Raw genomic sequence first — 25,833 nt, 5'->3', positions numbered from 1 at the left:
ACATACGGTCGAGGTGATGCTGCCCTGACGAGAGGACGACGATGTCCGACCGCCACGCTCTGGCGCCGCTGCGCCGCCGGCTCCTCGAGGCCGGCACCCCGGCGAAACTGGCCGTCCTGCTGCTCGTGGCGGTCCTGATGATCGCCACCTCGGTCGTCCTGCTCAACAGCAGTTCCGGCGGCGGCGACTCCAGCCTGATCGAGATCGAGACGCCCGCGGCCGGTTAGCCGCGGCGCGCCGTCGCCGATCGCGTCGTGGTGCGGATCCGGTACAGGCTGGTGGTCGCCGCGACGAACAGCTCCGTGCCGTCGTCGCCGCCGAAGCAGACGTTGGCCACGACCTCCGGCACCGGCACCACCGCCACCCGCTCGCCGTCCGGCGCGAACACCTGCACGGAGTCGGCGCTGGACGCCCAGACCCGGCCCTCCTCGTCGACCCGGATGCCGTCGGCCGCACCTGGGCGCACCGTCGCGAACACCCGGCCGTTCGCGCACCGCCCGCCCACCACGTCGTAGGCACGAATCGCCCGCTCGTCCCCGCCGGTGTCGGCGACGTAGAACACCGACTCGTCCGGCGCGAAGGCCAGCCCGTTGGGATGAGCCATGTCGGTGACGACGGCGGTCAGCGCGCCGCTCGCCTCGTCGTAGCGGAACACGTGGCAGCCGCCGTACTCCTGCTCTCCCGGGTGCCCCTCACGGCCGCTCTCGTGGATGCCGTACGGCGGGTCGGTGAACCAGAGGGCGCCGTCGTCCGCCACGACGACGTCGTTGGGCGAGTTGAACCGGCGCCCCTCGTAGGAGTCGACGATCGGGGTGACGACCCCGTCGACGTCGCGCTCGACCCGGCGGCGGCCGTGCGAGCACTGGACGACGTGGCCGTCGAGGTCGAGGACGCGGCCGTTGGTGTACTCGACGCCGGCGCCGTAGACGGTGGTCGCGCCGGTCGCGGCGTCCCATTCGAGGATGCGGTCGTTCGGGATGTCGCTCCACCGGACGCGGCGGGTGCGGGGCAGCCAGACCGGGCCCTCGGCCCACTCGGTCCCGGTGTACAGGCGCTCCGGCGCGGCGCCGTCGGCGAGGGGGCTCGTCACGCGGATCAGGATGCCACGCCCGCGCGCCTCAGTAGGCGCGCACCCGGGTGGGTGTGACGCGGACGACGGCGGAGTAGTCGTCGAGGAACTCGTCGCGGGTGATGCCGACCAGCTCCATGGTCGCGTGGTACTTGGCGACGTAGCGGTCGGCCTCGGCTCCGGTCAGCGGCCCCGCCTCGACGACGGCGTCGCCCTCGACGGTCACGACGCCGCCGGACGTCTGCGCGGTGCGGTCGAGCTCGAGGTGCAGCGAGACCCGGGCGTTGCCGGCGAGGTTGCGGACCTTGCCCGCGCCGGGCCGGCTGAGCAGGGTGAACCGGGCGCCGTCCCAGAGGAACCCGACCGGCGACGTCTGCGGCTGCCCGTCGGCGCGCACCGTCGTGATCCAGATCTCCTCCTCGGCGTCGAGGCGGCGCAGCGCGGCCTCGGTGGTGGCGTCGTCCAGTCCCGGCAGCATCGTCGATCCTCTCGTCGAGTGATGGCGATCACAGCACAGCATCGGCGCAAGGTATTCCGCGTGGGCCCACACGTGGCTCGTCTCACATTCTGGCCGAATTTCGACCACGATGTGAGATCACACCGTCTTTGGTTTGGAGACCGCTGGTCCGATCAGGAAGATGGACGCATGTCTCGCGCTTCGTCCGACACCGCCCGGATCGTGACCACGGCCACCGGCCGCGGCATGTCCCAGTGTCCGATGCGAATGCGCTGCTGCCGCTGACGCGCGTCTGACGTCACTTCGCGGCACCCTCCCCACCGGAGCCGGCCCGGCGACCCCGCCGCGCCCGTCCGGCGGCCTCCACGCGCCTACCCCGCGCGATCCACACCCTTACCAAGGAGACACGCACGCCATGAACCGCCGCATCGCCCTGCCCGTCGCGTTCGCCGCAGCCGCCGCCGTCCTGGCCGCCTGCGGCGGGGGCGACGACGAGACCGCGTCCGGTGAGTCCGGCGACCCGATCCGCATCGGCGTGGTCGGCGCCAGCGAGGACTACTGGACCGCCTTCACCGAGCTGACCGAGGAGGAGGGCATCGACGTCGAGCTGGTGAACTTCACCGACTACACGCAGCCCAACCCGGCGCTGTCGCAGGGCCAGCTCGACCTCAACCAGTTCCAGCACCTGCAGTACCTGGCCGCCTACAACGTGGCGAACGACGACGACCTGGCGCCGATCGGGGCGACGGCGATCTACCCGCTCGGCCTGTACTCCCAGAAGCACCAATCGCTGGAGGACATCCCCGAGGGCGGCGAGGTCGCGATCCCGAACGACGAGACCAACCAGGCCCGCGCGCTGCTCGTCCTGCAGGACGCCGGCCTGATCACGCTCGAGGGCGGCGGCAGCTCGACGTCGCTGCCGTCGGACGTCGTCGAGGCGGAGTCGCGGGTCAGCGTCACGCCGGTCGCGGCCGAGCAGACGGCGACGGCGCTGAACAGCGTCGACGCGTCGGTGATCAACAACGACTTCGTCGCCGACGCCGGACTGGAGCCCACGGACGCGCTGTACCAGGACCACGCCGACAGCCCGGGCGCCCGCCCGTACATCAACGTGTGGGTCGCACGGTCCGACGAGGTCGACAACGAGACCTTCCAGCGGCTGGTCGAGCTGTACCACTCGCCGGAGGTCGAGGCGGCGTCGTCGGAGGCGTCCGGCGGGACGGCGGTGTTCACCGACAACCCGTCCGACGAGCTGTCGGAGATCCTCGACGGCATCCAGACGGACCTCGCCGCGCCCTGATGGCACCCCTGATCAGCTTCCAGGACGTCAGCAAGGTCTTCGGCGCCGGGGACCGGGCCGTCCGCGCCGTCGACGGCGTGACGCTGGACATCGAGGCGGGCGAGATCTTCGGCGTCATCGGCTACTCCGGCGCCGGCAAGAGCACGCTGGTCCGGCTGGTCAACGCGCTGGAGACGGTGACGTCCGGCCGCCTGCTCGTCGACGGGCAGGACGTCACCGCGCTCCGCGAGGCCGAGCTGCGGCGGGTGCGTGCCGGCATCGGGATGGTGTTCCAGCAGTTCAACCTGCTGAACTCGCGCACCGTCGCCGGCAACGTCGGGTACCCGCTGAAGGTGGCCGGCTGGCCGCGCGACAAGCGGGCGGCGCGCGTCGCCGAGCTGCTCGACTACGTCGGCATCGCCGACAAGGCGAAGTCGTACCCGCGCCAGCTCTCCGGCGGCCAGAAGCAGCGCGTCGGCATCGCCAGGGCATTGGCGACGGAACCGCGGATCCTGCTCGCCGACGAGGCCACCAGCGCGCTCGACCCCGACACCACGCAGGACGTGCTCGCACTGCTGCGCCGGGTCAACCGCGAGCTGGGCGTCACCGTCGTCGTCATCACGCACGAGATGGACGTGATCCGCTCGCTCGCCCACCGGGTCGCCGTCATGGAGGCCGGGAAGGTCATCGAGCACGGCCCGGTCTACGACGTGTTCGCCGCGCCGCGCGAGCGGGCCACCCGCCGGTTCGTCGCGACGACCCTGAAGGACCGGCCGACGCCCGAGGCGGTGGAGCGGCTGCGGCACCGGCACCCGGGCCGCATCGTCACCGTCGGCATCCGCGAGTCCGGCGTCGACGTCACGGCGGCGCTGCGCGAGCACGGCGTCGACGGGACGATCGTGTTCGGCGGCATCACCGAGATCGACGAGCGCCCGTTCGGCTCGCTGACGCTGGAGCTGGCCGGGCCGGACGCGGCGATCGAGGCGTTCCTCGCCGACCTGCGCTCTCGCACGGACGTGGACGACCTCGGGACGGCGGGGGTGCGAGCGTGAACCGCGACTGGTCGGAGCTGTCGCCGATCCTGTGGGAGTCGGTGCGCGAGACGCTGTACATCGTCGGCGTGACGGTGGGCGTCGGCGGCGCGCTGGGGCTGGTGCTCGGCGTGCTGCTGTACGCGACGCGGCGGGGCAACCTGCTGCAGAACGTCGTCGTCTTCACGGTGCTGAACGTCGCCGTCAACGTCGTGCGGCCGATCCCGTTCATCATCTTCATCACCGCGGTCGGTCCGGTGACGCTCGCCGTCGTCGGCACCACCATCGGCAACGACGCCGTCATCTTCGCGATGGCGATCATGGCGACGTTCGTCACCGCACGCATCGTCGAGCAGAACCTCGTCGCGACCGACCCGGGCGTCATCGAGGCGGCCCGGGCGATGGGCGCGTCGCGACTGCGGATCCTGGTGACGGTGCTGGTGCCGGAGGCGCTCGCGCCGCTGATCCTCGGCTACACGTTCCTCCTCATCGGCATCGTCGACATGTCGGCGCTGGCCGGCTACGTGGGCGGCGGCGGGCTGGGCAACTTCGCCATCGTGTACGGCTACCAGCGGTTCAACTGGGAGGTCACGCTGGTGACCGTGCTGGTGATCATCGGGATGGTGCAGCTGGCGCAGCTACTCGGGAACTGGCTGGCGCGCAAGGCGCTGCACCGCTGAGCGGCTACGGAGGAAACCGGCGCCGCACGGTGAACGCCCGCGGCGACGGCCCGTGGCGGCGCAGGTGCTCCAGCCGCCGCAGCGCGTCCGCGGCCGACGGCTGGGCGTCGTCTGCCACCCACCAGAGCGCGACGTACGGCGACGGTGTCCGGGTGAACCACTCGGCCCGGCGCCGGACCAGCCCGCCGTGCCGGCCGCGGTAGACGAACGCGTGCAGGTGCTCGTACGTCTCCCACACCGACACGTTGACGACCAGCCGAGGATCGCCGTCGGCGGTCGCCACCGGGCCGTGACCGGCCCGCAGCCGCCAGACGAACCCGGGGCTCGCCTCGGCCAGCAGGTTCACGCCGTCGACGGCCGCGACGAAGCCGGCCAGCCGCGGCGAGTCCAGCTCCCACCGCAGCCGGGCGACGTTGACCTGGGCCAGCCGCACGCCCCGAACCTACTCGGGGCAACCGGTCCGAGCGAACGCGCGATGCGCCGCCGGGGTGAAACCCCGCCCGGCCGCGCGGGCCACCAACTCTACGAACGCGCACCGACAACGACCCACCCCGCGGCCCTCGGCCGTCAGCCCGCCGCGGCCTCCGCATGGTCGGCCAGCTCGTCCGCCGTCGGCGCGTCGTCGTGGGTGAGCTGGACCCGCCAGTAGCCGGCGAAGGCGACCGCCCGCCGGTCCAGGCCGCGCTCGTTCACCAGGTGCCGCCGGACCGTCCGCACGGCCGACGCCTCGCCGGCGACCCAGGCGAACGGCTCGCCGCCGGGGAACGACAGCGACCGAACGGCGTCGGACAGCACGGACGAGTGGCCCGCGGGCGCGTCGCCGCGGTGGCGCCACAGCACCGTCACGTCCGCCGCCGACTCCAGCGGCTGCTCCTCCTCCGGTCCGGCCACCTCCGCGACCACGACGGCGCGCTCGTGCGGCCCGAGTGACTCCAGCCACGCCCCGATCGCCGGCAACGCGGTCTCGTCGCCGGCGAACAGCTTCCAGTCGTGCCGGCCGGGCGTACGCAGGTGGCTCACCGACGGCCCGTACAGCCCGACGACGTCGCCGGGCCGCGCGGCCGCCGCCCACCGCGCCGCCGGGCCGGAGTGCGCGCCGTCGCCGTGCAGGACGAAGTCGACGTCCACCTCGCGCGCCGAGGGCCGGTGCGCGCGGATCGAGTACGTCCGCAGCCACGGCCGCCTCTCGTCCGGCATCGCCAGGTAGCGCTGGTACCAGCTCCCGACGTCGTCCAGGCTGTCCGGCGGGTCGGGCACCTCCGGCACCCCGCCGTCGCGGGCGAAGAACAACTTGACCTGCTGGTCCGGCGCGACCGGCGTGAACTCGGCCAGTCCGTCGCCGGCCAGGGTGACGCGGCGCATCCGCGGCGTGACCGGCTCGCACCCGACGACGCGCAGCTCGCTGTACGACAGCCGCACGCCGGGCGCCCGCGGCGCCGGCGCCTCACCCCGCCGCACCGGCGGCCTCCTCGAGGTAGGGCCGCAGCTGCTCCAGCGAGTACGGGATGGACAGCGGCGACGGCGTGTTCAGCCCGACGATCGTCGGGTAGTCGAGGACGGCGACGGTGCCGGGCAGCTGGTCGAAGCCGGGGATGTCGGCGAGGTCGCTCTCGTCGCCGCCGTTGACGAGGAACGCCAGCAGGTCGGCGCGCAGCAGGTCCGAGCGCTCCGGGCTGACCATGATCCGGGTGTCGCCGGTCGCCTCGCCCTCGTCGCGGACCGGCGCGTACATCGTCATGCCGAGCTGCTGGAAGAACACGCTGGACCCGTCCTGCTCGTCGGCCACGACGTAGATCGAGTCGCCGACGATGTACTGGGCCAGCGAGAACGTCTTGCCGGCCAGCCCGGGCAGCGCGTCTGCGACCTCGGCCACCTCACCGTCCACACCGGCGATGACGTCCTCGGCCCGGTCCTGCTCCCCGAGGATCTCCCCCGCCGTCCGCACGAGGTCCTGCCACGGCGTCACCTGCAGCGCGTCCTCGCCGGCGATGGTCGGCGCGATGCCGGACAGCTGGTCGTAGACGCCCTGGTCGGCGATCGAGTAGCTGCCGAGGATGAGATCGGGCTGCAGCTCGGCGATCTGCTCGATCGGCGGGCCGTCGTCCAGCGGCAGCGGCTCGGCCTCGGCGGGCAGCTGCTGCCACGGCACGCCGGACTCCGGCATGAACGCGTCGACGGAGTAGCCGACCGGCTCGGCGCCCATCGCCAGCATGACGTCGGTCCACTGCAGGTCGATCGTGACGATGCGCTCGGGCACGCCGGTGATCTCCGTGCTACCGAACTGATGCTCGACGGTGACGGTGCCGGCCGGGCTCGTGCCGGCGGCCGGTTCGGCGTCGTCGGAGTCGCCACAGGCGGTCGCCACCACGGCCAGGCCGAGCACGATGGGGACCCATCGGGACAAATTCATGAGGCGACCCTAACTTAGGATCGCCTTACCAATCTACCGGGGTGGGGTCGGGCCGAACGCCGTCAGGAAGATCCGCACCGCCTCGGCGACGTGCCGGCGCAGCTCGTCGTCACCGGGAACGGCGGCGTCGCCGAGCATCATGGCCCGGTTCAGCGGCGCGGCCATGACCAGCCAGTTGAACCACTCGGCGGCCTCGGCCGGCTCAGCGCCGGTGAGCAGCCCGCGCTCGAGCAGCACCTCGAACATCGCCGTCAGCTCGCCGATGGCCCGCTGCGGTCCGCGCTCGTAGAGCACCTTCGCCAGCTCCGGGAACCGGCCCACCTCGCCGATGACCAGGCGGCGCAGCTGCAGCAGCTCGGGCTCGGTGACGATGCGCAGCTGCCGCTCGGCGAACCCGCGCAGGTAGGCCTCCAGCTCGGCGTCGTCGCCCAGTTCGGGACGCTCGTGGTGGACGCGGTCGCCGGCGTCGCCGGTCATCGAGCCGACGATCTCGACGAACAGCGCCTCCTTGCTGCCGAAGTGCGTGTAGACGGTCTGCTTCGACACGCCGGACCGGGACGCGATGAGGTCCATGTTCGTGCCGAGGTAGCCGTTGCTGAGGAACACCTCGCGGGCGGCGCGGACGATGGCCTGGTGCTTCTCGTCGGACCTCGCCCACGGCCGGGCGCCGGTCTGCGCCATGCCCTCTCCCTTCGCCGATCCCGGTGTTGACGTCATCATACTGGACAGTCTAGTCTGACCATACTGGACGGTCCAGTATGGACGAAAGTGGAGGTGAGAACCGTGCCAGCAACCGAAGCCGGCCCCATCGACGTCAGGTTCGACGCCACGCTCACGCAGGGCGACGTCGACGCACCCGGCAGCTGGACGGTGGTCGTCATGGCCGACTCCGCGCAGGTGTTCGGCACCCGCAGGCCGGTGAAGGTGGCCGGCACCATGGACGGCCACCCGTTCGAGGCCACGCTGCTGCCGCTGGGCGACGGGACGCACATCGTCCCGGTCAAGGCGGCCGTGCGGAAGGCCATCGGCAAGGGCGCCGGCGACGACGTCACCATCCATCTCCAGCACCGCCGCTGACCCACGAGGAGCACGTCATGACCGAGTACGTCACCACCGCCCTGGGCGACCGCGTCGCCTACGACCGCTACGGCGACGGTCCCGGGCTGATCTTCGTCGCCGGCGCCGGCCCGTTCCGCGCCATCGACCCGGTCACCACCGCGACCGCCGAGCTGGCGGCCGAGCAGGGCCTGGCCACGATCGTCTACGACCGCCTCGGCCGCGGCGAGAGCGAGGCCACCGGCCGCATCGGCCTCGACCGCGAGTTCGCCGCGCTGCGTGCGCTGATGGACCTGCTCGGCGGCGAGGCCGCGCTGTGCGGGCACTCGTCCGGCTGTTCCATCTCACTGGCCGCGGCCGCGAACGGGCTGCCGGTGACGGCGCTGGCGCTGTGGGAGGCGCCCATCGCGCCGGTCGGCACCGTCGCCGAGTGGATCGGCGAGGTGGAGCGGCGCATGGACGCCGGCGACTTCGACGGCGCGCTGACCCACTACATGAAGGACATGCCGCCGGAGTGGCTCGAGCAGGCCAAGCAGAACCCGATGTACGAGCTGTTCGCCGCCCAGGTGGTCAGCTACCGCGCCGACGGCGAATCGCTGGTCTGGGCCGACTCCGGGCCGCAGGCCGAGCTGTTCGCGAACGTCCGGGTGCCGACCGAGTTCCTGCTCGGCGAGAAGACGTTCGACGAGATGCACGCGGCCGCCGCGGCCGTGCTGGCCACCATCCCGGGCAGCGCCAAGTTGGAGCTGCCCGGCGCCGACCACACCTGGGACGTCGCGCCCATGGCGGCCGAGCTGGCCCGCTTCATTCTCCGTGCAGTCTCCTGACCAGCCGGGCGAAGACGAGGTTGAGCAGCACGATCCCCAGCCACATGGCGAAGACGGCGTCCGCCTCGGCGTGCGCGCCGGCCGTCAGCCAGATCGAGCCGCCGACGCCGAAGAGCAGCGAGAAGACCGGCACCGCGACGTAGGAGTTGTCGGGCTGCCGCTCCTGCCCGTGCCGCGCCAGCCGGGCGTCCACCCGCCGGTCGATGGACTCGGCGGCACCGGCGACGAAGGACTCCAGCACCGCGCGCTCGTACTCGGGCCCCAGCTCCTTGCGGGTCTCGTAGGCGACGGACAGGTCGTCGCGGAAGTCGGCAGTCACCATGGCTCGCACACCACCTTCCCTGCGAGGTGTACGGCGTACACCCTCCTCGACTACGCTAGGTGGACGCCGTACACCTGTCAAGGGAGGATGGTGCGATGACCACGCAGGAACGGCCCCGGGCGCCGTTGAGCAAGGAGCGCGTCCTCGCCGCCGCCGTCGCCCTGGCCGACGCCGGCGGCGTCGAGGCGCTCAGCATGCGCAAGCTCGCCCACGCGCTGGGCGTCGTGCCCATGGCCCTGTACAAGCACGTGCGGAACAAGGACGAGCTGCTCGACGGCATGGTCGACGCCGTCGTCGGCGAGATCGACCCGCCGGTCGCCGGAGCCGACTGGAAGACCACCGTCCGGCAACGGGTGCTGTCGGCGCGCCGGGTCCTGCTGCGCCACCCGTGGGCGTCCCGGGTGATCGAGGAGCGCACCAGGGCGCGGCCCGATCCGACGCCCGCGGTGATGACCTACATGGACTCGATGATCGGGATCTTCCGGGCCGGTGGCTTCTCCATCGATCTCACCCACCACGCCATGCACGTCATGGGCAGCCGGCTGCTGGGCTTCTCGCAGGAGCTGTTCGAGGACTCCGGCCCCGCGCAGCCGGCCGAACCGCCCCCGCCGGAGTTCGCCGAGCGCTTCCCGCACATCGCCGAGCTGGTCATGGGGATCAGCCACGACTCCGGCACGGTGGTCGGCCCGGGGTGCGACGACCAGTTCGAGTTCGAGTTCGCCCTCGACCTCGTGCTGGACGGCCTCGACCGGCTGCGTCAGGCCGGGCGGGTCGCCTCCTCCAGCAGCTCCAGCACGTGACGGTACGGCTTGCCGGTGGCGCGGGTCATGCCCAGCTCGCAGGTGCGGTTGCAGGACGCGTACCCGCCGGCCTCCCCCAGCGCGGCGACGGTGGCCGCCTCGGCCTCGGTCGCGCCGCGGGTCAGCTCGGGGTGCAACAGCCCGCGGTCGCCGGCGAAGCCGCAGCAGCCCCAGTTCGACGGCACCACGGCCTCGCGTGCGACGGCCGCGCCGAGCGCGGTGAGGTCGTCGACCTCGCCGAGGTGCACGCTGGCGCAGGTCGGGTGCAGGACGACGCGGTCCAGCCGACGGTCGTCGGCGACCGGCGCGAGCCGCGGCAGCACCGACGACCGGACGAACGACACCGCGTCGACGACGCTCACCCGCTCCCACTTCGCGGCGTCCGGCGCGGGCAGCGATGACCCGAGCCCGGCCAGCCCGTGCGAGCAGGACGACGCGTCGGCGACGACCGGCAGCCGGCCGTCGTCGGTGAGCGGCCAGAGCGCGGCGAACACCTGCTGCGCCATGACCGCGGCGCCCGCCTTCAGCCCTTTCGACGCCCATGGCGTGCCGCAACACAGCGACGGCGTCCGCTCGGCGATCGCCACCGGCACGCCGGCCCGCGCCGTCAGCGCCAGGAACGCCGCGGTGACGCCGTCGCCGTCACCCTCGGGGGCGAACAGGGCGCCGATGCAGGCCGGGAAGAACACCGCCTCGGCCGCGTGCGGCACCGGCCACGACGACGACGGCCGCGGCCGGCCGGGTCCGGGCAGCGAGCCGTCCGCCGCCGGGATCCACTCCGTACCGAGCACGGCCCTGGCCAGCGACGACGCGCCTGACACGACGGGCCCGGGCAGCGCCGAAGCGACCCGCAGGCCGGCCCGGGCCGCGGCGACGCCGGCGCCCCAGTGCCGGGCCGCCGTCTTCCCGGCGCGCTGCGCGAGCGGGCCCAGCGACTCCGCGCGGCGGGCCTTCATCGCCTGGCCGGTGTCGATCTGCACCGGGCAGGCCGTGACGCAGAGCGAGTCGGCCGCGCACGTCTGCACGGCGTCGTAGCGGTAGGCCTGCTCCAGCTCGGCCCGCACCTCGGGGGTGGCGACGGCGATCTCGCGCAGCAGCGCGATGCGCTGCCGGGGCGTCGTCGTGACCCCGCGCGACGGGCAGACCGGCTCGCAGTAGCCGCAGTCGACGCAGGTGTCGAGCGCGGGGTCGACCGGCGGGACGGTCTTGAGGTGGCGCAGGTGCGCCCGCGGGTCCTCGTCCAGCACGACACCGGGCGCCAGCACGCCGCGTGGGTCGCACAGCGCCTTCACCTCGCGCATGACGGCGTACAGCTCGTCGCCGTACTGGCGGCGCACGTACGGCGCCATGATGCGGCCGGTGCCGTGCTCGGCCTTGAGCGAGCCGTCGGCGCCGAGCACGAGGTCGACGAGGTCCTCGGTGAACGCGGCGTAGGCGTCCAGCTCCCGCGGGTCGTCGAGGCGCGGCGTGATCATGAAGTGCAGGTTGGCGTCGCGGGCGTGCCCGAAGATGACGGCGTCGCCGTACGCGTACCGGTCGAACAGCTCCTGCAGGTCGCGCACGGCCGGCCCGAGCGCGGGCGCCGGGACGACGATGTCCTCCAGCAGCGCCGTCGTCCCCTGCGGCCGCGCGCCGGCGACCGTCGCGTAGAGGCCCTTGCGGACGTGCCAGGCGGCGGCGCGCTGCCCGGGGTCGGTGGACAGCCCCCCGGGCGTGGTCAGCGGCAGCCGCTGGATGACGGCGCCGACGTCACCGGCCAGCGCGACCAGCTCGGCCGCCGACTCTGCCGCCACCTCGACCAGCAGCGCCGTGTGCTGCGCGATCGGCAGCGACCGGATCGTCTCCGGCGCCCGCGGGTCGGCCGCGGCGACCCGCAGCGACGTCGAGTCCATCAGCTCGACGGCGCCCGCGCCGGCGCCGACCAGCGCGGGCAGCGCCGCGATGGCGGCGTCGAGGCGGTCGAACACGAGCAGCGCGGTGGCGACGTGCGGCAGCACCGGCAGCGTGTCGAACGTCGCCGACGCGACGAACGCCAGCGTCCCCTCCGACCCGACCACCAGGTGCGCCAGGAGGTCGGCCGGGCGGTCGTGGTCGAGGAACGCGTTGAGGCCGTAGCCCATGGTGTTCTTCATCGAGAACTGGTGCTCGATGCGCCCGCGCAGCACGGCGTCGGCGCGCAGCCGGTCGCGCAGCCGGGCCAGCCCCGCGTGCAGCCCGGGCTCGAGGGCGGCCAGCCGGCCGTCGGCGTCGGGCGCGGCGGTGTCGAGGTACGTACCGCTCGGCAGCACCAGCTCCAGCCCGGCCAGCGTGCGGTACGCCGTCGCCGTCGTCGAGCTGGTCATGCCGGAGGAGTTGTTCGCGACGACCCCGCCGACGGTGCAGGCGGCCTCGCTGGCCGGGTCGGGCCCGAGCCGGCGGCCGTACGGCGCCAGCGCGGCATTGACCCGGCGCACGACCGCGCCCGGCTCGGCCCGCACCCGCGCGCCGTCGTCGAGCACCGTCACGGCGCCGAAGTGCCGGCGGGTGTCGACGAGGACGGCGTCGGTGCCGGCCTGGCCGGACAGGCTGGTGCCGCCGGAGCGGAACGTCAGCGGCACGCCGTCGCGGTGGGCGGTCGCGAGCAGCGTGGCGACCTCGGGCACGGACGACGGCGTCACCACCGCCGCCGGCGTCAGCAGATAGTGCGAGGCGTCGTGCGCCATGCGGGCACGGTCCGCGACGCGGTCACTGACCTGGGCCGATCCGACCGCGGCTCGCAACGCGTCGACGTCGATGACGGGGGTCACGAGGCGAACCTACCGGTGTGGCCTGACCACACACGCGGCGGGCCCCGTGCCGCCGGCCGCCCGGGGTGGTCTCAGCCGCGGCTCAGCCGCGGACGAGGTCGCGGGCCCGCGCCGGGGCCTCGACCCGGTCGTCGCGGTCGTGGATGACATGGCGGACGCCGCGGAGGCGGGCCAGCTCGCGGCCCATGCGGGCCGCCGTCTCCTTCGTGCCCGCGCTGACGATGAGGCGGTCACCGTCCTCGAAGACGTTGGCCCACCGGTCGCCCCGTGGCACCGTGTGGATGTCCCCTGCAGCCATGACGACCCCCTGCTTTCCGCGCTCGCCACCATCGTCGTCCCGCAGCGAGGCCGCGCGCTGGCCTTTCGTCGACCTTTGCCGGTCCGTTCGGCAAACATGGTCGTCACCAGCGGCAGGTGTCGAGGGCGTCCTTCGTGGGTATCGGCATGTACGTCCAGGAGATCACCACCGTCTGGATTGGTCGGTAGCATGGCATCCCTGAGCTCGAGACGACCGCCCGGCGACGGGCGGAGTGGGGGGCACATGGGCAGGCCGGCGCGGCCACAGCCGTCCGACCCCGAGTGGGACGGCGACGACCGCGACCTCGACGCCGTCGGACTGGCGGCGCACTTCGCCGAGTACGCACGGCGCACCCGCCGTCCGGCAGGAGACGACGCCGGGCAGGGCGGCGACGGCGATCAGCGGCGCGCCATCGGCGCCTGGCTGGACGAGCTGATCGCCGAGCTCGAGCGCGACGCCGGCGACGCCCGGTCCTGACGCCGGAATCCTGACCCTGGAAACTGGTTGGCCGGCGCCGCGCACGATCGCGAGCAGGTCGCCAAGGAGCAGCGCGGACCGGCCGACGAGGCGATGTGGGCGCGGGGCCCGCGGCTGGGCGCTGTAGAAGGCGCTGATCACGGACGACAGCGACGGGCCCCGGGTGCGGGCGGAGTCGCACCGCGTCATCGAGGCGGTGCTGGCGCCGGCCTGAGCAGCGCCCGCACCGACGCGGTGACGACGGCCGCGACGTCGGCGGCGTCGAGGCGACCGGCCCGGACCTCCTCCGCCGCCCCCTTCAGCAGGTAGTGGACGGCACTGACGAGCCAGCCGATCGGGAGGTCGGTGCGGAACGCGCCGTCGCGCTGGCCGCGGCGGATCAGCTCCTCCAGCCGGGCCGCCGGCGCGCCGTGCAGCTGGCGCACCCGCCCCGGCGGCAGCACCTCCTGCGCGGCCACGAGCAGCGACGACGACTCGGCGACCAAGGACCAGCTGGACGCCAGCAGCCGGTCCAGCGCGTCGCCCGGGTCGCCGGCGAGGTCGACGGCGGAGAGCGTGCGCTCGCCGTCGGCCAAGGCGTCGGCCAGGGCCGCCTCGACCAGCTCGGCCCGGTTGGGGAAGTGGCCGTAGAGCGTCATGCGGCCCACCCCGGCGGCCGCGGCGATCTCGTCGATCGTCGCCGCGGGGTCGCGTCCGAGCAGCTCACGGGCGGCCGCGACGATGCGGCTGATGCTGCGCTCGGCGTCGGCGCGGCGGCGGGTCCGGGTCGTCATGCAGAAATGTTAGCTCGTACGGGAATATACGAGTTAACCGCCCCGGTTCCCTAGTTCGTACTTCCACATACGAGTTAAGGAGGCCGGATCATGACGGACCACGACACGACGGCGGAGGTCGCGCCGCACCCCTGGCGCTGGCGGATCCTGGGCTTCCTCGGGATCGCGCAGCTCATGCTGATCCTCGATGTCACCGTGGTGGCCATCGCGCTGCCACAGATCGAGACCGACCTCGGCGCCAGCCGCGAGGCGCTGACGTGGACGGTCAGCGCGTACGCGCTCGCGTTCGGCGGGCTGATGCTGCTCGGCGGCCGGCTCGCGGACCTCGTCGGGGCGAAGCGGATCGTGCTCGCGGGCCTGACGGTGTTCACGGCGGCGTCGCTGCTCACCGGGCTGGCGGAATCGTCCGAGCTGCTCATCGCCGGTCGGGTCGCCCAGGGCGTCGGCGCCGCGCTGCTGTCGCCGTCGGCGCTGTCGCTGGTCGTCACGCTGTTCGACGGCGACGAGCGCAACCGCGCGCTCGGCATCTGGTCCGCCCTCGGCGGCGGCGGCGCGGCGCTCGGCGTGCTGCTCGGCGGGCTCTTGACGGCCGGCCCGGGCTGGCCGTGGGTGTTCTTCGTGAACGTGCCGATCGGCCTGGTCATCGCGGTCGCGCTGGCCCGCCTGCTGCCCCGCCGCACGGTGCCGGCGCCGCGCGGCCGCCTGGACCTGTTCGGCGCCCTGCTGGTGACGGCGTCGTCCGGCACGCTGATCTACGCGCTCATCCAGGCCGGCGACGGCGGCTGGCTGACGGCGACGACGGGCCTGCTCGTGCTGGTCGCGGCGGCCGGCTACCTGGCGTTCGTGACATGGCAGCGCCGGGCCGGCGCCCCGCTGATGGACGTGCGCCTGCTGGCGCGGCGGCCGGTGGCGACCGGGACGTTCCTGATCCTGCTGGCGACGGCGCTGATGATCGCGGTCTTCTTCCTCGGTACGTTCTACTTCCAGCACGCGCACTCGTACGGGCCGCTGCGCACGGGGCTGCTGTTCCTGCCGGTCGCGCTGGCCACGATGGCGGGCGCCCAGCTCACCGGACGGTCCATCGCCACGCTCGGCGCCCGGCGGCTCGGCGTGATCGGCCTGCTGGTGGCGGCCCTGGGCCTGGCGGCGCCGGCGCTCTGGCTCGAGCCCGCCGTCGTCGTCGTGGGTGTGGCGGTGGCGGCCGCCGGCACCGGCGCCATCTTCGTCGTCGCGTCCGCGACGGCGCTCGGCCAGGTCGCGCCGCACGAGGCCGGCGTCGCGTCGGGCATCGTCAGCACGTTCCACGAGTTCGGCGCCGCCGGCGGCGCGGCCGTCGTCTCCAGCGTGGCCGCCGCCAGCATCGTCGGCGACACCCTGGACGGCTTCACCAACGCCTTCATCGTCGCCGCCGTCGCCGCGGCGGCGTCCGCCCTCATCGCCGCGATCGTCACCCCGCGCTCGCAAGGCTGACGATCCGGAGCTGCTCGCCCTCAGAGACTGTGGGCGAGCAGCTCCAGCCCGATGACGATCAGGCCGAGGACGACCTCGGCGGACAGCACGATGGCCCGCTGCCACGTCGGCAGCCGGACCCGGCGGACGGCGAGGTAGCCGATCGCGGCGAGGGCGGCCACCAGGGCGATGCTGGAGGCGCGGAGGGCGGTCTCGATCTTCCATACGTCCGCGACGGCGAGGCGATGAACACGGCCGGCAGCACCAGGGCGCCCAGCGCGCCGAAGCTGACCCGGGCCATGTGCCGCAGCTCGGCCCGCAGCGGCAGCGACTCGTGGACGGCGATGTGCGACACGACGTCGGCGACGAGGACGGCGAGGACCGTGCCGAGGACGACGACGGCGAGCGACAGCGCGGCCTCGCCGGCCGACACCGCGTGGGCGCGCAGCGCGAGCACCACGGCGAGCGCGGTGAACGTGATGTAGATGCGTTCCTTGAGGATGTCGGCGCGCTGGCCGGGCGGCAGATCGTCGTCGCGGCCCGGCTCGAGGCTCATCGTGCCAGCGTAGCGGCGCGGGCGGCGGCCACCTCGCGTCCGCGCGGCGACGCCGGGAAGTCGTCCAGCAGCGCCCGCAGCTCGGCCGCGTCGACATTCGCGCCGAAGACGGGGGTGAACGGCTCCATCCGCACGCCCTCGGCCAGCGGCCCGGCGACGACCGGGTCGAAGCCGAGCGCGTCGACGATCGCCGCGGCCTGCTCGACGTCGGCGGGGTCGTCGCCCGCGACGGCGATGGCCTTGCGGTCCGGCGCCCCGGCGGGCCGCGCGCCGTCCTCGAGGTCGTGGTAGCCCATGTGGTTGAACGCCTTGACGACCCGCGCCTCCGGCAGGAACGCCCGCACGAGCTCGCTGGACGACGTCCGCGGGTCGGTGAGGTCGTCGCGGCCGCCGTCGACCTCCCACCAGTAGTTCATCGCGTCGAGCACGAGCTTGCCGCGCAGCGCCCCGGCCGGGATCGTCCGGTACCTCCCCAGCGGCAGCGCCAGCACGACGACGTCGGCCTGCTCGGCGGCGGATGCCGCGGTGACGGCGACCGCGCCGGGCGTGACGACGTCGACGATCAGCGCGATCCGGTCGGCCGCGCCCGAGCCGGCGATCAGCACCCGGTACCCGGCGGCGACGGCGAGCCGGGCCAGGACGGTGCCGACCTTGCCGGCGCCCAGGATGCCCATGGTCGTCACGAGCCGGCCACCAGGTCGCGGACCATCGGGACGACCTTCGACCCGTACAGCTCGACGGCGCGCAGCCGCGCGCTGACCGGCTGCGATCCGGCGGTGTAGATGAGGTCGAACCGGCCGACGTCGAGCGTCTGGACGGCGCCGGCGATCTTGCGGGCGACCGTCTCCGGCGAGCCGACGTAGAGCGAGCCGTGCTCGATCTCGTGCTCGAACTCGCGCGGCGTGATCGGCGGCCAGCCGCGCTCGCGGCCGATGCGGTCGCGGTTCACCTTGTACCGCGGGTAGTAGACCTCCCGGGCCTGCTCGTCGGTGTCGGCGACGAAGCCCGGCGAGTGCATGCCGGCGGGGTGCGCGACGGTGCCGAACTGGCCGGCCGCGCGCCGGTAGAGGTCGAGGTAGGGCGCGAACCGGTCCGGCGCGCCGCCGATGATCGCGAGCATGAGCGGCAGGCCGTAGTAGGCGGTGCGGACGACGGACTGCGGGGTTCCGCCCACGCCGACCCAGGTCGTCAGCCGGCCCGACTCGGTCTTCGGGTACACGTCGGCGTTCTCCAGCCCGGCCCGCATCGTGCCGCTCCAGGTCACCGGCTTCTCGTCCAGCAATTGCGTGAACAGCTGCAGCTTCTCCTCGAACAGCTGGTCGTAGTCGGCGAGGTCGTAGCCGAACAGCGGGAACGACTCGGTGAACGAGCCGCGGCCCAGGATCACCTCGGCCCGGCCGCTGGAGAGCGCGTCGACGGTGGCGAAGCGCTGGAACACCCGGACCGGGTCGTCCGAGCTCAGCACCGTCACGCCGGATCCGAGCCGGATGGAGGACGTGCGCGCGGCGATGGCGGCCAGCACCGTCTCCGGCGTGGAGATCGAGTAGTCGGGACGGTGGTGCTCGCCCAGCGCGATCGCGTCGACGCCGAGGTCGTCGGCCAGGACCGCCTCCTCGACGACCTGGCGGATCGCCGCCGCGTGGCTGACGGGCACGCCGTCGTCGCCCTCCGGCACGTCACCGAAGGTGTCCAGTCCGAACGCGATGTCATTCATGCCGTCGACAACATGGATGACATGTCAACTATTTCCGCGGCGCAACGGGCCGCCGCCGGGCACCTGTGGGCGGGATGACGACGTCCCGGCGGCGGGGTCCGTGAGCCCCCGGCCGCGGCCCTGGTCCGGCTCTCGCGCCGCGCGACCGGGGGACGGAGACCCGGGATGCCTCTCGAATGGACCCGGGTCACGGGCGGCGGGTGCGTGATTCCCCCGACTCCTCGCACTGCCGCTACGGCACCGTAAACCGCGGCGGTCACCGCCGGAACAGGAAGACGGCGCAACCTTGCGCTTTCCGGGCAGATCGTGCGTACGCTGGGCCAGCAGAGCCGGGCAGACCCGGGGGTGCCCATGGGGAACGACGCCGCGACGGTGCCGATCGAACGCTCCGTGGTGGTCGCGCGCACCATGAACGAGTCGGCCGAGGTGATCCGCCGGCTGTACGTCGGCCACCAGCCGCGCCTCGGCCGCGACCACGCGGGGACGGAGTTCCGCGTGGTGTCGGCACGTGCGGCGGTCCGCGCCGGCCCGCTCGGCGCCGACCGCGTCCACGTCACCGTCAACTTCCGCACCGCCACCGAGCCGTTCGGCTACCTGTTCGCGATGTCCGTCGTGCACGGCAGGTTCACGGCGTCCGCCGGCGGCGAGGAGCGCCACGCCGTCGCCGGCGACTCCGTGCTGTTCCCGCCCGGCACGCCGGTGACCGCCCGGTGGACCGACCTCGACGCCGGGATCCTGCGGCTGCCGGTGTCGTGCGCCGCCGACCTCGCCGCCGAACGGTTCGGCATCGACCCCGCCGACCTGCGGTTCGAGTCGATGTCGCCGGTGACGCCGCGACTGGGCCAGTACTTCCGCAACGTGTGCGCGGTGGTCGGGCGCGAGCTGATGGCCGACGACTCCGCGGCGGCGCACCCCCTGGTCGCCGAGGAGCTGGTGCGCAGTGCGGCGGCCGCGGCGCTGGCCACCTTCCCGAACACGACGATGACCGTCGCCCACTCCCCCGGCCCGGGCTACGTCGCGCCGCGGGCCGTGCGCCGGGCGGCGGCGTACATCGAGACGAATGCCGCCGCGCCGATCACGCTGGCGGACATCGCGAGGGCCGCCGGCATCGGGGCCCGCGCACTGCAGTACGCGTTCGCCCGGCACCTGGGCACGACGCCGCTGGCGTACCTGCGCCGCGTGCGGCTCGAGCGCGCGCACCGGGAGCTGCAGGCCGCCGACCCCACGTCCGGCGCGACCGTGGCCGCCGTCGCCGCGTCGTGGGGGTTCGCGAAGCCGGGCCGGTTCGCCATGGACTACCGGCAGCAGTTCGGGCAGTCGCCGAGCCGGACGCTGCGCACCTGAGCGGCGCAGGTCAGTCGGTGAGGCACATGCCGTCGCAGCGGAAGAACCAGAAGTCGCCGCAGCCGAACTCGGACGTGTTGCAGTTCCACATGCCGCGGCGGCAGGGGAAGCCGTGGCAGAAGACCGATTCCGTGGCGCAGTCGCAGTCCGGCGCCCGGGCCGCGAGCACCGCGCTGCCGTCGTCCGGCCCGAGCGTGCCCAGCAGGGCGTAGGCGCCGGCCTCGCCGAACGCCGCGACGGCGTCGTCGTGCAGGTCGCGCAGGGCGTCGTCGGGGCGAGCGGCCGGCTCGTGCATCGTCGGGCCGGCGGCGACCGCGGCGGCGGCGTCGAGCACCGCACGCTGCCTCACCGTCACCTCGGACCGGGCCGCATCGAACCGGGTCACGTGCTCCGTCCAGAGCGCGCTGCGGACCGCGGCCGGGTGCGCGGCGTAGATGGCCCGCCGGTACGCCATCGGGTAGGCGCCGAACGCGTCGTAGCCGGCCGGGAGTGCGTCGCGGTGCGCGTCGACCCAGGCCTGCGCGGCCGTGCAGGTGCGCTCGGCGAACGCGGGCGTCCGGCCGGCGAAGACCATGCCGGCCGCGACCACAGCGCCGGCGCCGAGCCGCAGGAACCCGGCGCGGTCGAGGGTGCCCGAGCGGTCCAGCGGGCGCCCCGCCGCCTCGCGGCGCAAGCGGCCCAGCGCGCGCAGCACCGCTGCCGACGTGCGCGGGCCCAGCCGGCGGGCCAGCGGGACGGCCAGCCGGGCGCCGGTCCACGCGCGCACCTCGTCGCCGTCGACGCGCAAGAGCGTCGGCGCCCACTCCGGATCGCCGGCCCGCCGCCGCCAGCCCTCGACGTCGGGGTGACGCAGCGGCAGCACCTCGAGCCGGTCCTCGGCGGCCCGGGCGACGGCGGCCGAGATCTCGCGGCAGGTGCCGCATGAGGCGTCGAAGGCGAGAATCCAGCGAACGGTCATGGCGTCCTCCTCGTGGCGACGGGCGGACGCCCAGCGTGGACCGGCGACGCCTTCGTCCCGGCGTCGTGACGGCGTCGCCGCCGGTCAGCCCCGGCGGCTGAGGCGGCGCAACTGTGCGATGCGGATGGTGCCGACGATCGCCGCCAGCAGCCCGGCGCCCGCGGCCGCGATCAGCAGCGCGACGGCGAGCGGCACGGTGCCGTTCATCCAGAGGAACGTGACGTCGACGGTCTCGGTGTTCTGCGCGATGAACACGATCAGCAGGCCGAGCACCAGCACCGTGACGCAGATGCCGACCCAGACCGCGCCGGTGCGCGACCGGGGCGGCTCACCGCCGCGCTTGCCGTGCCGGCCGCCGGTCGGCGCCTCGCCGCCGGTCGCGTCGCCGGTGGGCGCCTCGCCGGCCGCGGGCGGGGCCGTGCCGGCCGGGCGGTCGTCGTCGGGCGTGGTCATGCGATCACCTCCCCTGGTCACCACAGTGACACTCGTCACACTAGCCACCCGCACCCCTCCCAGCAGCCGTTTCGCCGGATCGCCCGCACGATATAGTGAAGCTACTTCACTATGATGATAGTTACCAACCGAGGAGGCATGCCATGACGCTCGCCATCGAGACCGCCGGGCTGCGCAAGCGATTCGGCGAGGTCAGCGCGCTCGACGGTCTGGACCTGACGGTCGAGCGCGGCGTGGTCTACGGGCTGCTGGGCCCGAACGGCGCCGGCAAGACGACCGCCGTCCGGGTGCTCGCGACCCTGCTCGCCGCCGACGAGGGCGAGGCCCGGGTGCTCGGCCACGACGTGCGGCGCGAGGCCGACGCCGTCCGGTCCCGGCTGTCGCTGACCGGGCAGTACGCGTCGGTCGACCAGGACCTCACCGGGCCGGAGAACCTGACGCTGATCGGCCGGCTGCTCGGCCACACCGGCCGGGCCGCGCGCGAGCGGGCCGCCGAGCTGCTGGCCGCGTTCGACCTCGCCGGCGCCGCCGGCCGTCCGGTCAAGCAGTACTCCGGCGGCATGCGGCGCCGGCTCGACATCGCCGCCAGCATCGTCGTCACCCCCGACCTGCTGGTGCTGGACGAGCCGACCACCGGCCTCGACCCGCGCAGCCGCGCCGACGTGTGGCGCATCGTCCGGGCGCTGGCCGCGCAGGGCACCACCATCCTGCTGACCACGCAGTACCTCGAGGAGGCCGACGCGCTGGCCGCCCGGGTCGCCGTCGTCGACGACGGACGGGTGGTCGCCGAGGGCACGCCGGGCGAGCTGAAGGCGTCCGTCGGCGCCGCCCGGCTGCACGTCCGGTTCGACGACGGCGGCACCGCGGCCGCCGCAGCGGACACACTGCGCTCGTCGTTCGGCCTGGACGTCGTGCACGAGCCGGGCAGCGGCGCGCTCACCGCGCCCGTCGACGACCCGGAGCGCGCGACGGCGATCCTCGCCGAGCTGACCCGCCGGCACGCTCCCGTGACCGGCTTCTCGCTCGACCGGCCCAGCCTCGACGAGGTGTTCCTCGCTCTCACCGCACGCCAGGAGGTGTCGTCGTGACCATCGAGTCGCTCACCGGCGGCCCGCGCCCGCACCGGGCGGGCGCCGTCGCCACCACCGCCGCCTACGCCCGGCGCGGCCTGCTCAAGCTGCGCCGTGTGCCCGAGCAGCTGGTCGACGTCACCATCGGCCCGATCCTGCTGCTGGTCATGTTCACCTACGTGTTCGGCGGCGCGATCTCCGGCACGACCGGCGACTACCTGCAGTTCCTGCTGCCCGGCATCTTGGTGATGGGCGTGCTGCTCACCGCCGTCCAGTCCGGCGTCACGCTGCAGGCCGACCGCTCCTCCGGCGTCGTCGACCGGTTCCGCTCACTGCCCGGCTGGCGGGCCGCGCCGCTGGTCGGCGCCGTGCTGGCCGACTCCGTCCGGTACGCCGCGACGGCCGCGATCATCGTCGTGACCGGGCTGCTGCTCGGCTTCGACGCCGGCGGCGGCGTGCTCGGCGTGCTGGCGGCCGCGCTGCTCGTCGTCGTGTTCGCGTTCGCGCTGTCGTGGCTGTTCACGACGCTCGGCCTGGCGGTGCGCAACGCCGGCGCCGTGCAGGGCATCGGGATGATGGCGGTGTTCCTGCTGGTCTTCGTCAGCAACGTGTTCGTCGACCCCGCCACGCTGCCCGGCGCCGTGGCCGCGTTCGTGGACGTCAACCCGGTCTCGCACCTGGTCGACGCGGTGCGGGCGTTGCTGTACGGCGACCCGGCCGGGCGCGAGGTCGCGCTCGCCCTGGCCGAGGCCGCCGCCGTCACCGCCGTGTTCGCCCCGCTCACCGCGCGGCTCTACGGGAGGTGACGGCGGCCCGGCTCAGAAGTCCATCCCACCGGGGCCGTCCGGCATGGGCGCCGCCTTCTCCGGCTTGTCCGCGACGACGGCCTCGGTGGTGAGGAACAGACCGGCGATGGACGCGGCGTTCTGCAGCGCCGACCGGGTCACCTTGACCGGGTCGTTGATGCCCTCGCCGAGCATGTCGACGTACTCACCGGTCGCCGCGTTCAGGCCCTGCCCGACCGGAAGGCTGCGCACCTTCTCGGCCACGACCCCGCCCTCGAGACCGGCGTTCACCGCGATCTGCTTCAGCGGCGCCTCGACGGCCACCTTCACGATGTTCGCACCGGTCGCCTCGTCGCCGTCGAGCTCCAGCTTCTCGAACGCCGCCGCACCGGCCTGGATCAGCGCCACGCCACCACCGGCGACGATGCCCTCCTCGACAGCCGCCTTGGCGTTGCGCACCGCGTCCTCGATGCGGTGCTTGCGCTCCTTCAGCTCGACCTCGGTCGCCGCGCCCGCCTTGATGACGGCCACGCCACCGGCCAGCTTGGCCAGCCGCTCCTGCAGCTTCTCCCGGTCGTAGTCCGAATCGGAGTTCTCGATCTCCGCGCGGATCTGCGACACCCGCCCGGCGATCTGCTCGGCGTCGCCGGCACCCTCGACGATCGTCGTCTCGTCCTTCGTGACGACGACCTTACGAGCCCGCCCCAGCAACGTGAGGTCGACGCCGTCGAGACGCAGCCCCACCTTCTCCGAGACGACGGTGCCGCCGGTGAGCACGGCGATGTCGTGCAGCATGGCCTCGCGCCGCTCGCCGAACCCGGGCGCCTTGACCGCCACCGAGGCGAACGTGCCCTTCAGCCGGTTCACGATCAGCGTCGCCAGCGCCTCGCCCTCGACGTCCTCGGCGACGACCACCAGCGGCCGGCCGGTGCCCATCACCTGCTCCAGCACCGGCAGCAGGTCCTTCACCGCGCCGATCTTCCCGCCCGCGAGCAGCAGGTAAGGGTCGTCCAGCTCGACCTCCATGCGGTCGTGGTCGGTCACGAAGTGCGGCGCCAGGTAGCCCTTGTCGAAGCGCATGCCCTCGGTGAGCTCGAGCTCGAGCCCGAAGGTGTTGCTCTCCTCGACAGTGATGACACCTTCCTTGCCGACCTTGTCCATCGCCTCGGCGATCAACTCACCGATCTGCGAGTCACCGGCCGAGATCGACGCGGTCGCGGCGATCTGCTCCTTCGTCTCCACCTCACGCGCCGTCGACAGCAGCTGCTCGGCGATCGCCTCGACGGCCCGCTCGATGCCCCGCTTCAACGCGATCGGGTTCGCACCGGCCGCCACGTTGCGCAGGCCCTCACGGACCAGCGCCTGGGCCAGCACGGTCGCCGTCGTCGTGCCGTCACCGGCCACGTCATCGGTCTTCTTCGCGACCTCCTTGACCAGCTCGGCCCCGATCTTCTCCCACGGGTCCTCGAGCTCGATCTCCTTGGCGATCGACACACCGTCGTTGGTGATCGTGGGAGCGCCCCACTTCTTCTCCAACACGACGTTACGGCCCTTCGGGCCGAGAGTGACCCTGACGGCGTCAGCAAGAGAGTTCATGCCACGCTCGAGGCCACGCCGCGCCTCCTCGTCGAACGCGATCATCCTGGCCATCCGTTCCGTCCTTTCCGCTGTCGGTCCCTCCAGCCTGACACAAACTTGCGTGCACGCAAAATTTCGTACGCGCAGTTTTGTGGTTAGGATGCGGGCATGGACGACGACACCGGCGGACTGCGCGAGCGGAAGAAGGCCGCCACCAGGGCGGCGCTCAGCGCGGCCGCGTTGCGACTGGCCCAGGAGCACGGCCCCGAGAACGTGCGGGTCGACGACATCGCGGCGGCGGCCGGGGTGTCGCCGCGCACCTACAACAACTACTTCGCCAGCCGCGAGCAGGCCATCGTCGCGGCCGTCACGGCCGAGCGGGCCCTGCGCGTCGCCGCGGCGGTGCGGGGACGGCCGGCCGGCGAGCCGCTGGAGGTCGCCGTCATCGAGGCGGTGGTCGAGCAGTACGCCGCCGAGGGCGAGCCGCTGCCGCTGATCACCTCCGCGCCGCGGCTGCGGGCGGAGTACGTCGAGGCGGCCGGGGCGCTGGACCGGCCGCTGGCCGCGGCCATCGCGGACCGCACCGGCGACGGCGACTCGCTGCGCCCGGAGGTGCTCGCTGCCGCGGTCTCGGCGGCGACGCGGGTCGCGGTCGAGCGGTGGACCCGGCCCGACGACGGCCGTCCGCGCGGCCCGCTGGTCGTACCCCGAGGACGGCTGGACGACCTCCTGCGCGAGGCGCTCGCCTACGTCGCGCCGGCGCTGCGGGCCGCCTCATCGAGCGCGTCGAGCAGCGCCGCCGTCGCCGGCGGGTCCGGCGGGTCGCCGTAGGTGGCGGCGACGATCCGTCGCGGCGGGACGTCGAGGCGGGTGACGGTGACGGCGGGGTCGCGGTGCGCCCGCAGCGCCAGCCCGGGGATCGTCGTGACGCCCAGCCCGGCGGCGACCAGGCTCTGCATGACGACCATGTCGTCGGTGGCCGAGGTCAGCCGCGGGGTGAAACCTGACCGCTCGCACAGCTCGACGAGGTGGGCGCGGCACCGCTCGCAGCCGCCGATCCACGCGGCGTCGCGGTGGTCGGCCAGCGTGCCGCCGCCGGTGCCGCCGGTGAGCAGGTAGAGCGGGTCGTCGAGCAGGTGCCGCAGCCGGACGCCGTCCTCCTCGGGCGCCGTCTCGTCGTAGCGGAAGATCACCGCGACGTCGGCCTGCCCGGCCCGCAGCAGCCGCAGCGCGTCGTCGGGGTGGGCGTCGGTCAGCCCCAGCTCCAGGCCCGGGTGCCGCTCGGCGAGGACGGCGGCGGCGCGCGGCACCAGCCCGCTCATGACCGAGCCGAAGCCGGCCAGCCGGACCCGCCCCGCCCGCAGCCCGACCAGCGTCGACAACTCGGCCGCCGCGGAGTCGACCCGGCCGATGATCTCCGCCGCGCGCTCGGCCAGCAGCCGGCCGGCCTCGGTCAGCCGGATGCCGCGGCCGACCCGCTGCAGCAGCCGCGCGCCGGTCTCGGCCTCGAGCCGGGCGAGGTGATGGCTGAGCGACGGCTGCGTGTAGTGCAGGTCGCGCGCCGCGGCCGTGACCGAGCCGTGCCGGTGGACCGCGTCGAGGACCCGAAGCTGCACCAGACTGACCATTCATAGAGCCTACTCATGGGTCAGCACGGAAAC

Annotated in this window: 30 protein-coding genes; 13 read left to right on the top strand and 17 right to left on the bottom strand. The window is 73.6% G+C overall.

Annotated features, from left to right (window positions below; genetic code table 11):
• Positions 1 to 41 precede the first annotated feature (41 nt).
• A complete protein-coding gene (locus BLU82_RS07340; protein WP_092617819.1) occupies positions 42 to 227 on the top strand; it encodes a hypothetical protein in 186 nt (61 codons plus the stop codon).
• Here BLU82_RS07340 and BLU82_RS07335 read toward each other — a convergent pair.
• Together BLU82_RS07335 and BLU82_RS07330 are read right to left on the bottom strand one after the other, a co-directional pair.
• Positions 224 to 1,090 (bottom strand): SMP-30/gluconolactonase/LRE family protein, encoded by an 867-nt coding sequence (locus BLU82_RS07335; protein ID WP_092617816.1) that lies wholly within the window; start codon positions 1,088 to 1,090, stop codon positions 224 to 226. The genes BLU82_RS07340 and BLU82_RS07335 overlap by 4 nt on opposite strands.
• A gap of 28 nt (positions 1,091 to 1,118) precedes the next feature.
• Positions 1,119 to 1,547: a pyridoxamine 5'-phosphate oxidase family protein gene (locus BLU82_RS07330; RefSeq protein WP_157740684.1), complete on the bottom strand. Its 429-nt coding sequence runs from the start codon at positions 1,545 to 1,547 to the stop codon at positions 1,119 to 1,121.
• A 394-nt stretch (positions 1,548 to 1,941) separates the two neighbouring features.
• On the opposite strand from BLU82_RS07330, the gene BLU82_RS07325 reads away from it, so the two are divergent.
• The 3 genes from BLU82_RS07325 to BLU82_RS07315 are packed head-to-tail and all read left to right on the top strand — an operon-like array spanning position 1,942 to position 4,516.
• Positions 1,942 to 2,826, top strand: a complete 885-nt coding sequence (locus BLU82_RS07325; protein ID WP_092617810.1) for a MetQ/NlpA family ABC transporter substrate-binding protein — start codon at positions 1,942 to 1,944, stop codon at positions 2,824 to 2,826.
• Entirely contained in the window at positions 2,826 to 3,857 is a 1,032-nt protein-coding gene (locus BLU82_RS07320; RefSeq protein WP_092617807.1) for a methionine ABC transporter ATP-binding protein, read from the top strand. Before BLU82_RS07325 ends, BLU82_RS07320 begins: the two co-directional genes overlap by 1 nt.
• Positions 3,854 to 4,516 carry a methionine ABC transporter permease gene (locus tag BLU82_RS07315; RefSeq protein ID WP_069111210.1) on the top strand — a complete coding sequence of 221 codons (663 nt, stop codon included), beginning with the start codon at positions 3,854 to 3,856 and terminating at the stop codon, positions 4,514 to 4,516. The genes BLU82_RS07320 and BLU82_RS07315 overlap by 4 nt, the downstream gene beginning before the upstream one ends.
• 4 nt (positions 4,517 to 4,520) lie before the next feature.
• Here BLU82_RS07315 and BLU82_RS07310 read toward each other — a convergent pair whose 3' ends face one another.
• The 4 genes from BLU82_RS07310 to BLU82_RS07295 all read right to left on the bottom strand — a co-directional run bounded on the left by BLU82_RS07310 (position 4,521) and on the right by BLU82_RS07295 (position 7,607).
• Complete coding sequence (locus BLU82_RS07310; RefSeq protein ID WP_092617804.1) at positions 4,521 to 4,949, bottom strand: DUF3291 domain-containing protein; 429 nt, start codon at positions 4,947 to 4,949, stop codon at positions 4,521 to 4,523.
• Between the two features lie 134 nt (positions 4,950 to 5,083).
• Positions 5,084 to 5,974, bottom strand: coding sequence for a siderophore-interacting protein (locus BLU82_RS07305; protein WP_231947730.1), 891 nt, complete (start codon positions 5,972 to 5,974; stop codon positions 5,084 to 5,086).
• Positions 5,961 to 6,926: an ABC transporter substrate-binding protein gene (locus tag BLU82_RS07300; protein ID WP_092617801.1), complete on the bottom strand. Its 966-nt coding sequence runs from the start codon at positions 6,924 to 6,926 to the stop codon at positions 5,961 to 5,963. Before BLU82_RS07300 ends, BLU82_RS07305 begins: the two co-directional genes overlap by 14 nt.
• Positions 6,927 to 6,959: 33 nt before the next feature.
• On the bottom strand, positions 6,960 to 7,607 hold the full coding sequence (locus BLU82_RS07295; RefSeq protein ID WP_092617798.1) for a TetR/AcrR family transcriptional regulator: 648 nt from the start codon (positions 7,605 to 7,607) through the stop codon (positions 6,960 to 6,962).
• A gap of 102 nt (positions 7,608 to 7,709) precedes the next feature.
• Between BLU82_RS07295 and BLU82_RS07290 the strand changes: the two genes are divergently transcribed.
• On the top strand, positions 7,710 to 8,003 hold the full coding sequence (locus BLU82_RS07290; RefSeq protein WP_092617795.1) for a DUF1905 domain-containing protein: 294 nt from the start codon (positions 7,710 to 7,712) through the stop codon (positions 8,001 to 8,003).
• A gap of 17 nt (positions 8,004 to 8,020) precedes the next feature.
• Positions 8,021 to 8,809 carry an alpha/beta fold hydrolase gene (locus BLU82_RS07285; RefSeq protein WP_092617792.1) on the top strand — a complete coding sequence of 263 codons (789 nt, stop codon included), beginning with the start codon at positions 8,021 to 8,023 and terminating at the stop codon, positions 8,807 to 8,809.
• On the opposite strand, the gene BLU82_RS07280 is transcribed toward BLU82_RS07285, so the two are convergent.
• Positions 8,787 to 9,131 carry a hypothetical protein gene (locus BLU82_RS07280; protein WP_092617789.1) on the bottom strand — a complete coding sequence of 115 codons (345 nt, stop codon included), beginning with the start codon at positions 9,129 to 9,131 and terminating at the stop codon, positions 8,787 to 8,789. The genes BLU82_RS07285 and BLU82_RS07280 overlap by 23 nt on opposite strands.
• Positions 9,132 to 9,226: 95 nt before the next feature.
• Between BLU82_RS07280 and BLU82_RS07275 the strand changes: the two genes are divergently transcribed.
• Positions 9,227 to 9,931 carry a TetR/AcrR family transcriptional regulator gene (locus BLU82_RS07275; protein ID WP_092617786.1) on the top strand — a complete coding sequence of 235 codons (705 nt, stop codon included), beginning with the start codon at positions 9,227 to 9,229 and terminating at the stop codon, positions 9,929 to 9,931.
• On the opposite strand, the gene BLU82_RS07270 is transcribed toward BLU82_RS07275, so the two are convergent.
• Positions 9,889 to 12,717: an FAD-binding and (Fe-S)-binding domain-containing protein gene (locus BLU82_RS07270; RefSeq protein ID WP_197682792.1), complete on the bottom strand. Its 2,829-nt coding sequence runs from the start codon at positions 12,715 to 12,717 to the stop codon at positions 9,889 to 9,891. The two genes, BLU82_RS07275 and BLU82_RS07270, sit on opposite strands and share 43 nt — an antisense overlap.
• Before the next feature lie 82 nt (positions 12,718 to 12,799).
• A complete protein-coding gene (locus BLU82_RS07265; RefSeq protein WP_092617783.1) occupies positions 12,800 to 13,015 on the bottom strand; it encodes a DUF2188 domain-containing protein in 216 nt (71 codons plus the stop codon).
• A 243-nt stretch (positions 13,016 to 13,258) separates the two neighbouring features.
• Here BLU82_RS07265 and BLU82_RS07260 point away from each other — a divergent pair, with 243 nt between their 5' ends.
• Positions 13,259 to 13,492, top strand: coding sequence for a hypothetical protein (locus tag BLU82_RS07260; protein ID WP_092617781.1), 234 nt, complete (start codon positions 13,259 to 13,261; stop codon positions 13,490 to 13,492).
• Between the two features lie 185 nt (positions 13,493 to 13,677).
• Here the strand turns inward: BLU82_RS07260 and BLU82_RS07255 are convergent, their stop codons facing one another.
• Positions 13,678 to 14,265, bottom strand: coding sequence for a TetR/AcrR family transcriptional regulator (locus tag BLU82_RS07255; RefSeq protein ID WP_092617777.1), 588 nt, complete (start codon positions 14,263 to 14,265; stop codon positions 13,678 to 13,680).
• A gap of 90 nt (positions 14,266 to 14,355) precedes the next feature.
• Between BLU82_RS07255 and BLU82_RS07250 the strand changes: the two genes are divergently transcribed.
• Positions 14,356 to 15,735, top strand: coding sequence for an MFS transporter (locus BLU82_RS07250; RefSeq protein ID WP_092617774.1), 1,380 nt, complete (start codon positions 14,356 to 14,358; stop codon positions 15,733 to 15,735).
• Between the two features lie 58 nt (positions 15,736 to 15,793).
• Here BLU82_RS07250 and BLU82_RS07245 read toward each other — a convergent pair whose 3' ends face one another.
• The 3 genes from BLU82_RS07245 to BLU82_RS07235 are packed head-to-tail and all read right to left on the bottom strand — an operon-like array spanning position 15,794 to position 17,984.
• On the bottom strand, positions 15,794 to 16,270 hold the full coding sequence (locus BLU82_RS07245; RefSeq protein ID WP_092617771.1) for a hypothetical protein: 477 nt from the start codon (positions 16,268 to 16,270) through the stop codon (positions 15,794 to 15,796).
• Positions 16,267 to 16,944, bottom strand: a complete 678-nt coding sequence (locus tag BLU82_RS07240) for an NADPH-dependent F420 reductase (protein ID WP_092625560.1) — start codon at positions 16,942 to 16,944, stop codon at positions 16,267 to 16,269. The genes BLU82_RS07245 and BLU82_RS07240 overlap by 4 nt, the downstream gene beginning before the upstream one ends.
• Positions 16,945 to 16,949: 5 nt before the next feature.
• Positions 16,950 to 17,984 (bottom strand): LLM class flavin-dependent oxidoreductase, encoded by a 1,035-nt coding sequence (locus tag BLU82_RS07235; protein ID WP_092617768.1) that lies wholly within the window; start codon positions 17,982 to 17,984, stop codon positions 16,950 to 16,952.
• A 351-nt stretch (positions 17,985 to 18,335) separates the two neighbouring features.
• Between BLU82_RS07235 and BLU82_RS07230 the strand changes: the two genes are divergently transcribed.
• The gene (locus BLU82_RS07230; RefSeq protein WP_092617765.1) at positions 18,336 to 19,328 is read left to right on the top strand and encodes a helix-turn-helix transcriptional regulator; all 993 of its coding nucleotides are present in this window, start codon (positions 18,336 to 18,338) and stop codon (positions 19,326 to 19,328) included.
• A 10-nt stretch (positions 19,329 to 19,338) separates the two neighbouring features.
• On the opposite strand, the gene BLU82_RS07225 is transcribed toward BLU82_RS07230, so the two are convergent.
• Entirely contained in the window at positions 19,339 to 20,286 is a 948-nt protein-coding gene (locus BLU82_RS07225; protein ID WP_092617762.1) for a bacteriocin fulvocin C-related protein, read from the bottom strand.
• Between the two features lie 84 nt (positions 20,287 to 20,370).
• Positions 20,371 to 20,739 (bottom strand): lipopolysaccharide assembly protein LapA domain-containing protein, encoded by a 369-nt coding sequence (locus BLU82_RS07220; protein ID WP_092617759.1) that lies wholly within the window; start codon positions 20,737 to 20,739, stop codon positions 20,371 to 20,373.
• A 143-nt stretch (positions 20,740 to 20,882) separates the two neighbouring features.
• On the opposite strand from BLU82_RS07220, the gene BLU82_RS07215 reads away from it, so the two are divergent.
• A complete protein-coding gene (locus BLU82_RS07215; RefSeq protein ID WP_092617756.1) occupies positions 20,883 to 21,827 on the top strand; it encodes an ATP-binding cassette domain-containing protein in 945 nt (314 codons plus the stop codon).
• Positions 21,824 to 22,615, top strand: coding sequence for an ABC transporter permease (locus tag BLU82_RS07210; protein WP_092617753.1), 792 nt, complete (start codon positions 21,824 to 21,826; stop codon positions 22,613 to 22,615). Before BLU82_RS07215 ends, BLU82_RS07210 begins: the two co-directional genes overlap by 4 nt.
• Before the next feature lie 12 nt (positions 22,616 to 22,627).
• On the opposite strand, the gene groL is transcribed toward BLU82_RS07210, so the two are convergent.
• Positions 22,628 to 24,244 carry a chaperonin GroEL gene (gene groL / locus BLU82_RS07205; protein ID WP_092617750.1) on the bottom strand — a complete coding sequence of 539 codons (1,617 nt, stop codon included), beginning with the start codon at positions 24,242 to 24,244 and terminating at the stop codon, positions 22,628 to 22,630.
• Between the two features lie 96 nt (positions 24,245 to 24,340).
• On the opposite strand from groL, the gene BLU82_RS07200 reads away from it, so the two are divergent.
• Entirely contained in the window at positions 24,341 to 25,003 is a 663-nt protein-coding gene (locus BLU82_RS07200) for a TetR/AcrR family transcriptional regulator (protein WP_092617747.1), read from the top strand.
• On the opposite strand, the gene BLU82_RS07195 is transcribed toward BLU82_RS07200, so the two are convergent.
• A complete protein-coding gene (locus tag BLU82_RS07195; protein ID WP_092617744.1) occupies positions 24,919 to 25,800 on the bottom strand; it encodes a LysR family transcriptional regulator in 882 nt (293 codons plus the stop codon). The genes BLU82_RS07200 and BLU82_RS07195 overlap by 85 nt on opposite strands.
• Positions 25,801 to 25,833 lie beyond the last annotated feature (33 nt).

The organism is Jiangella sp. DSM 45060, assembly GCF_900105175.1.
Lineage (GTDB): Bacteria > Actinomycetota > Actinomycetes > Jiangellales > Jiangellaceae > Jiangella.
Note: the sequence above shows the minus strand (reverse complement) of the source record. Positions and strands in the feature narration are given on the sequence as shown.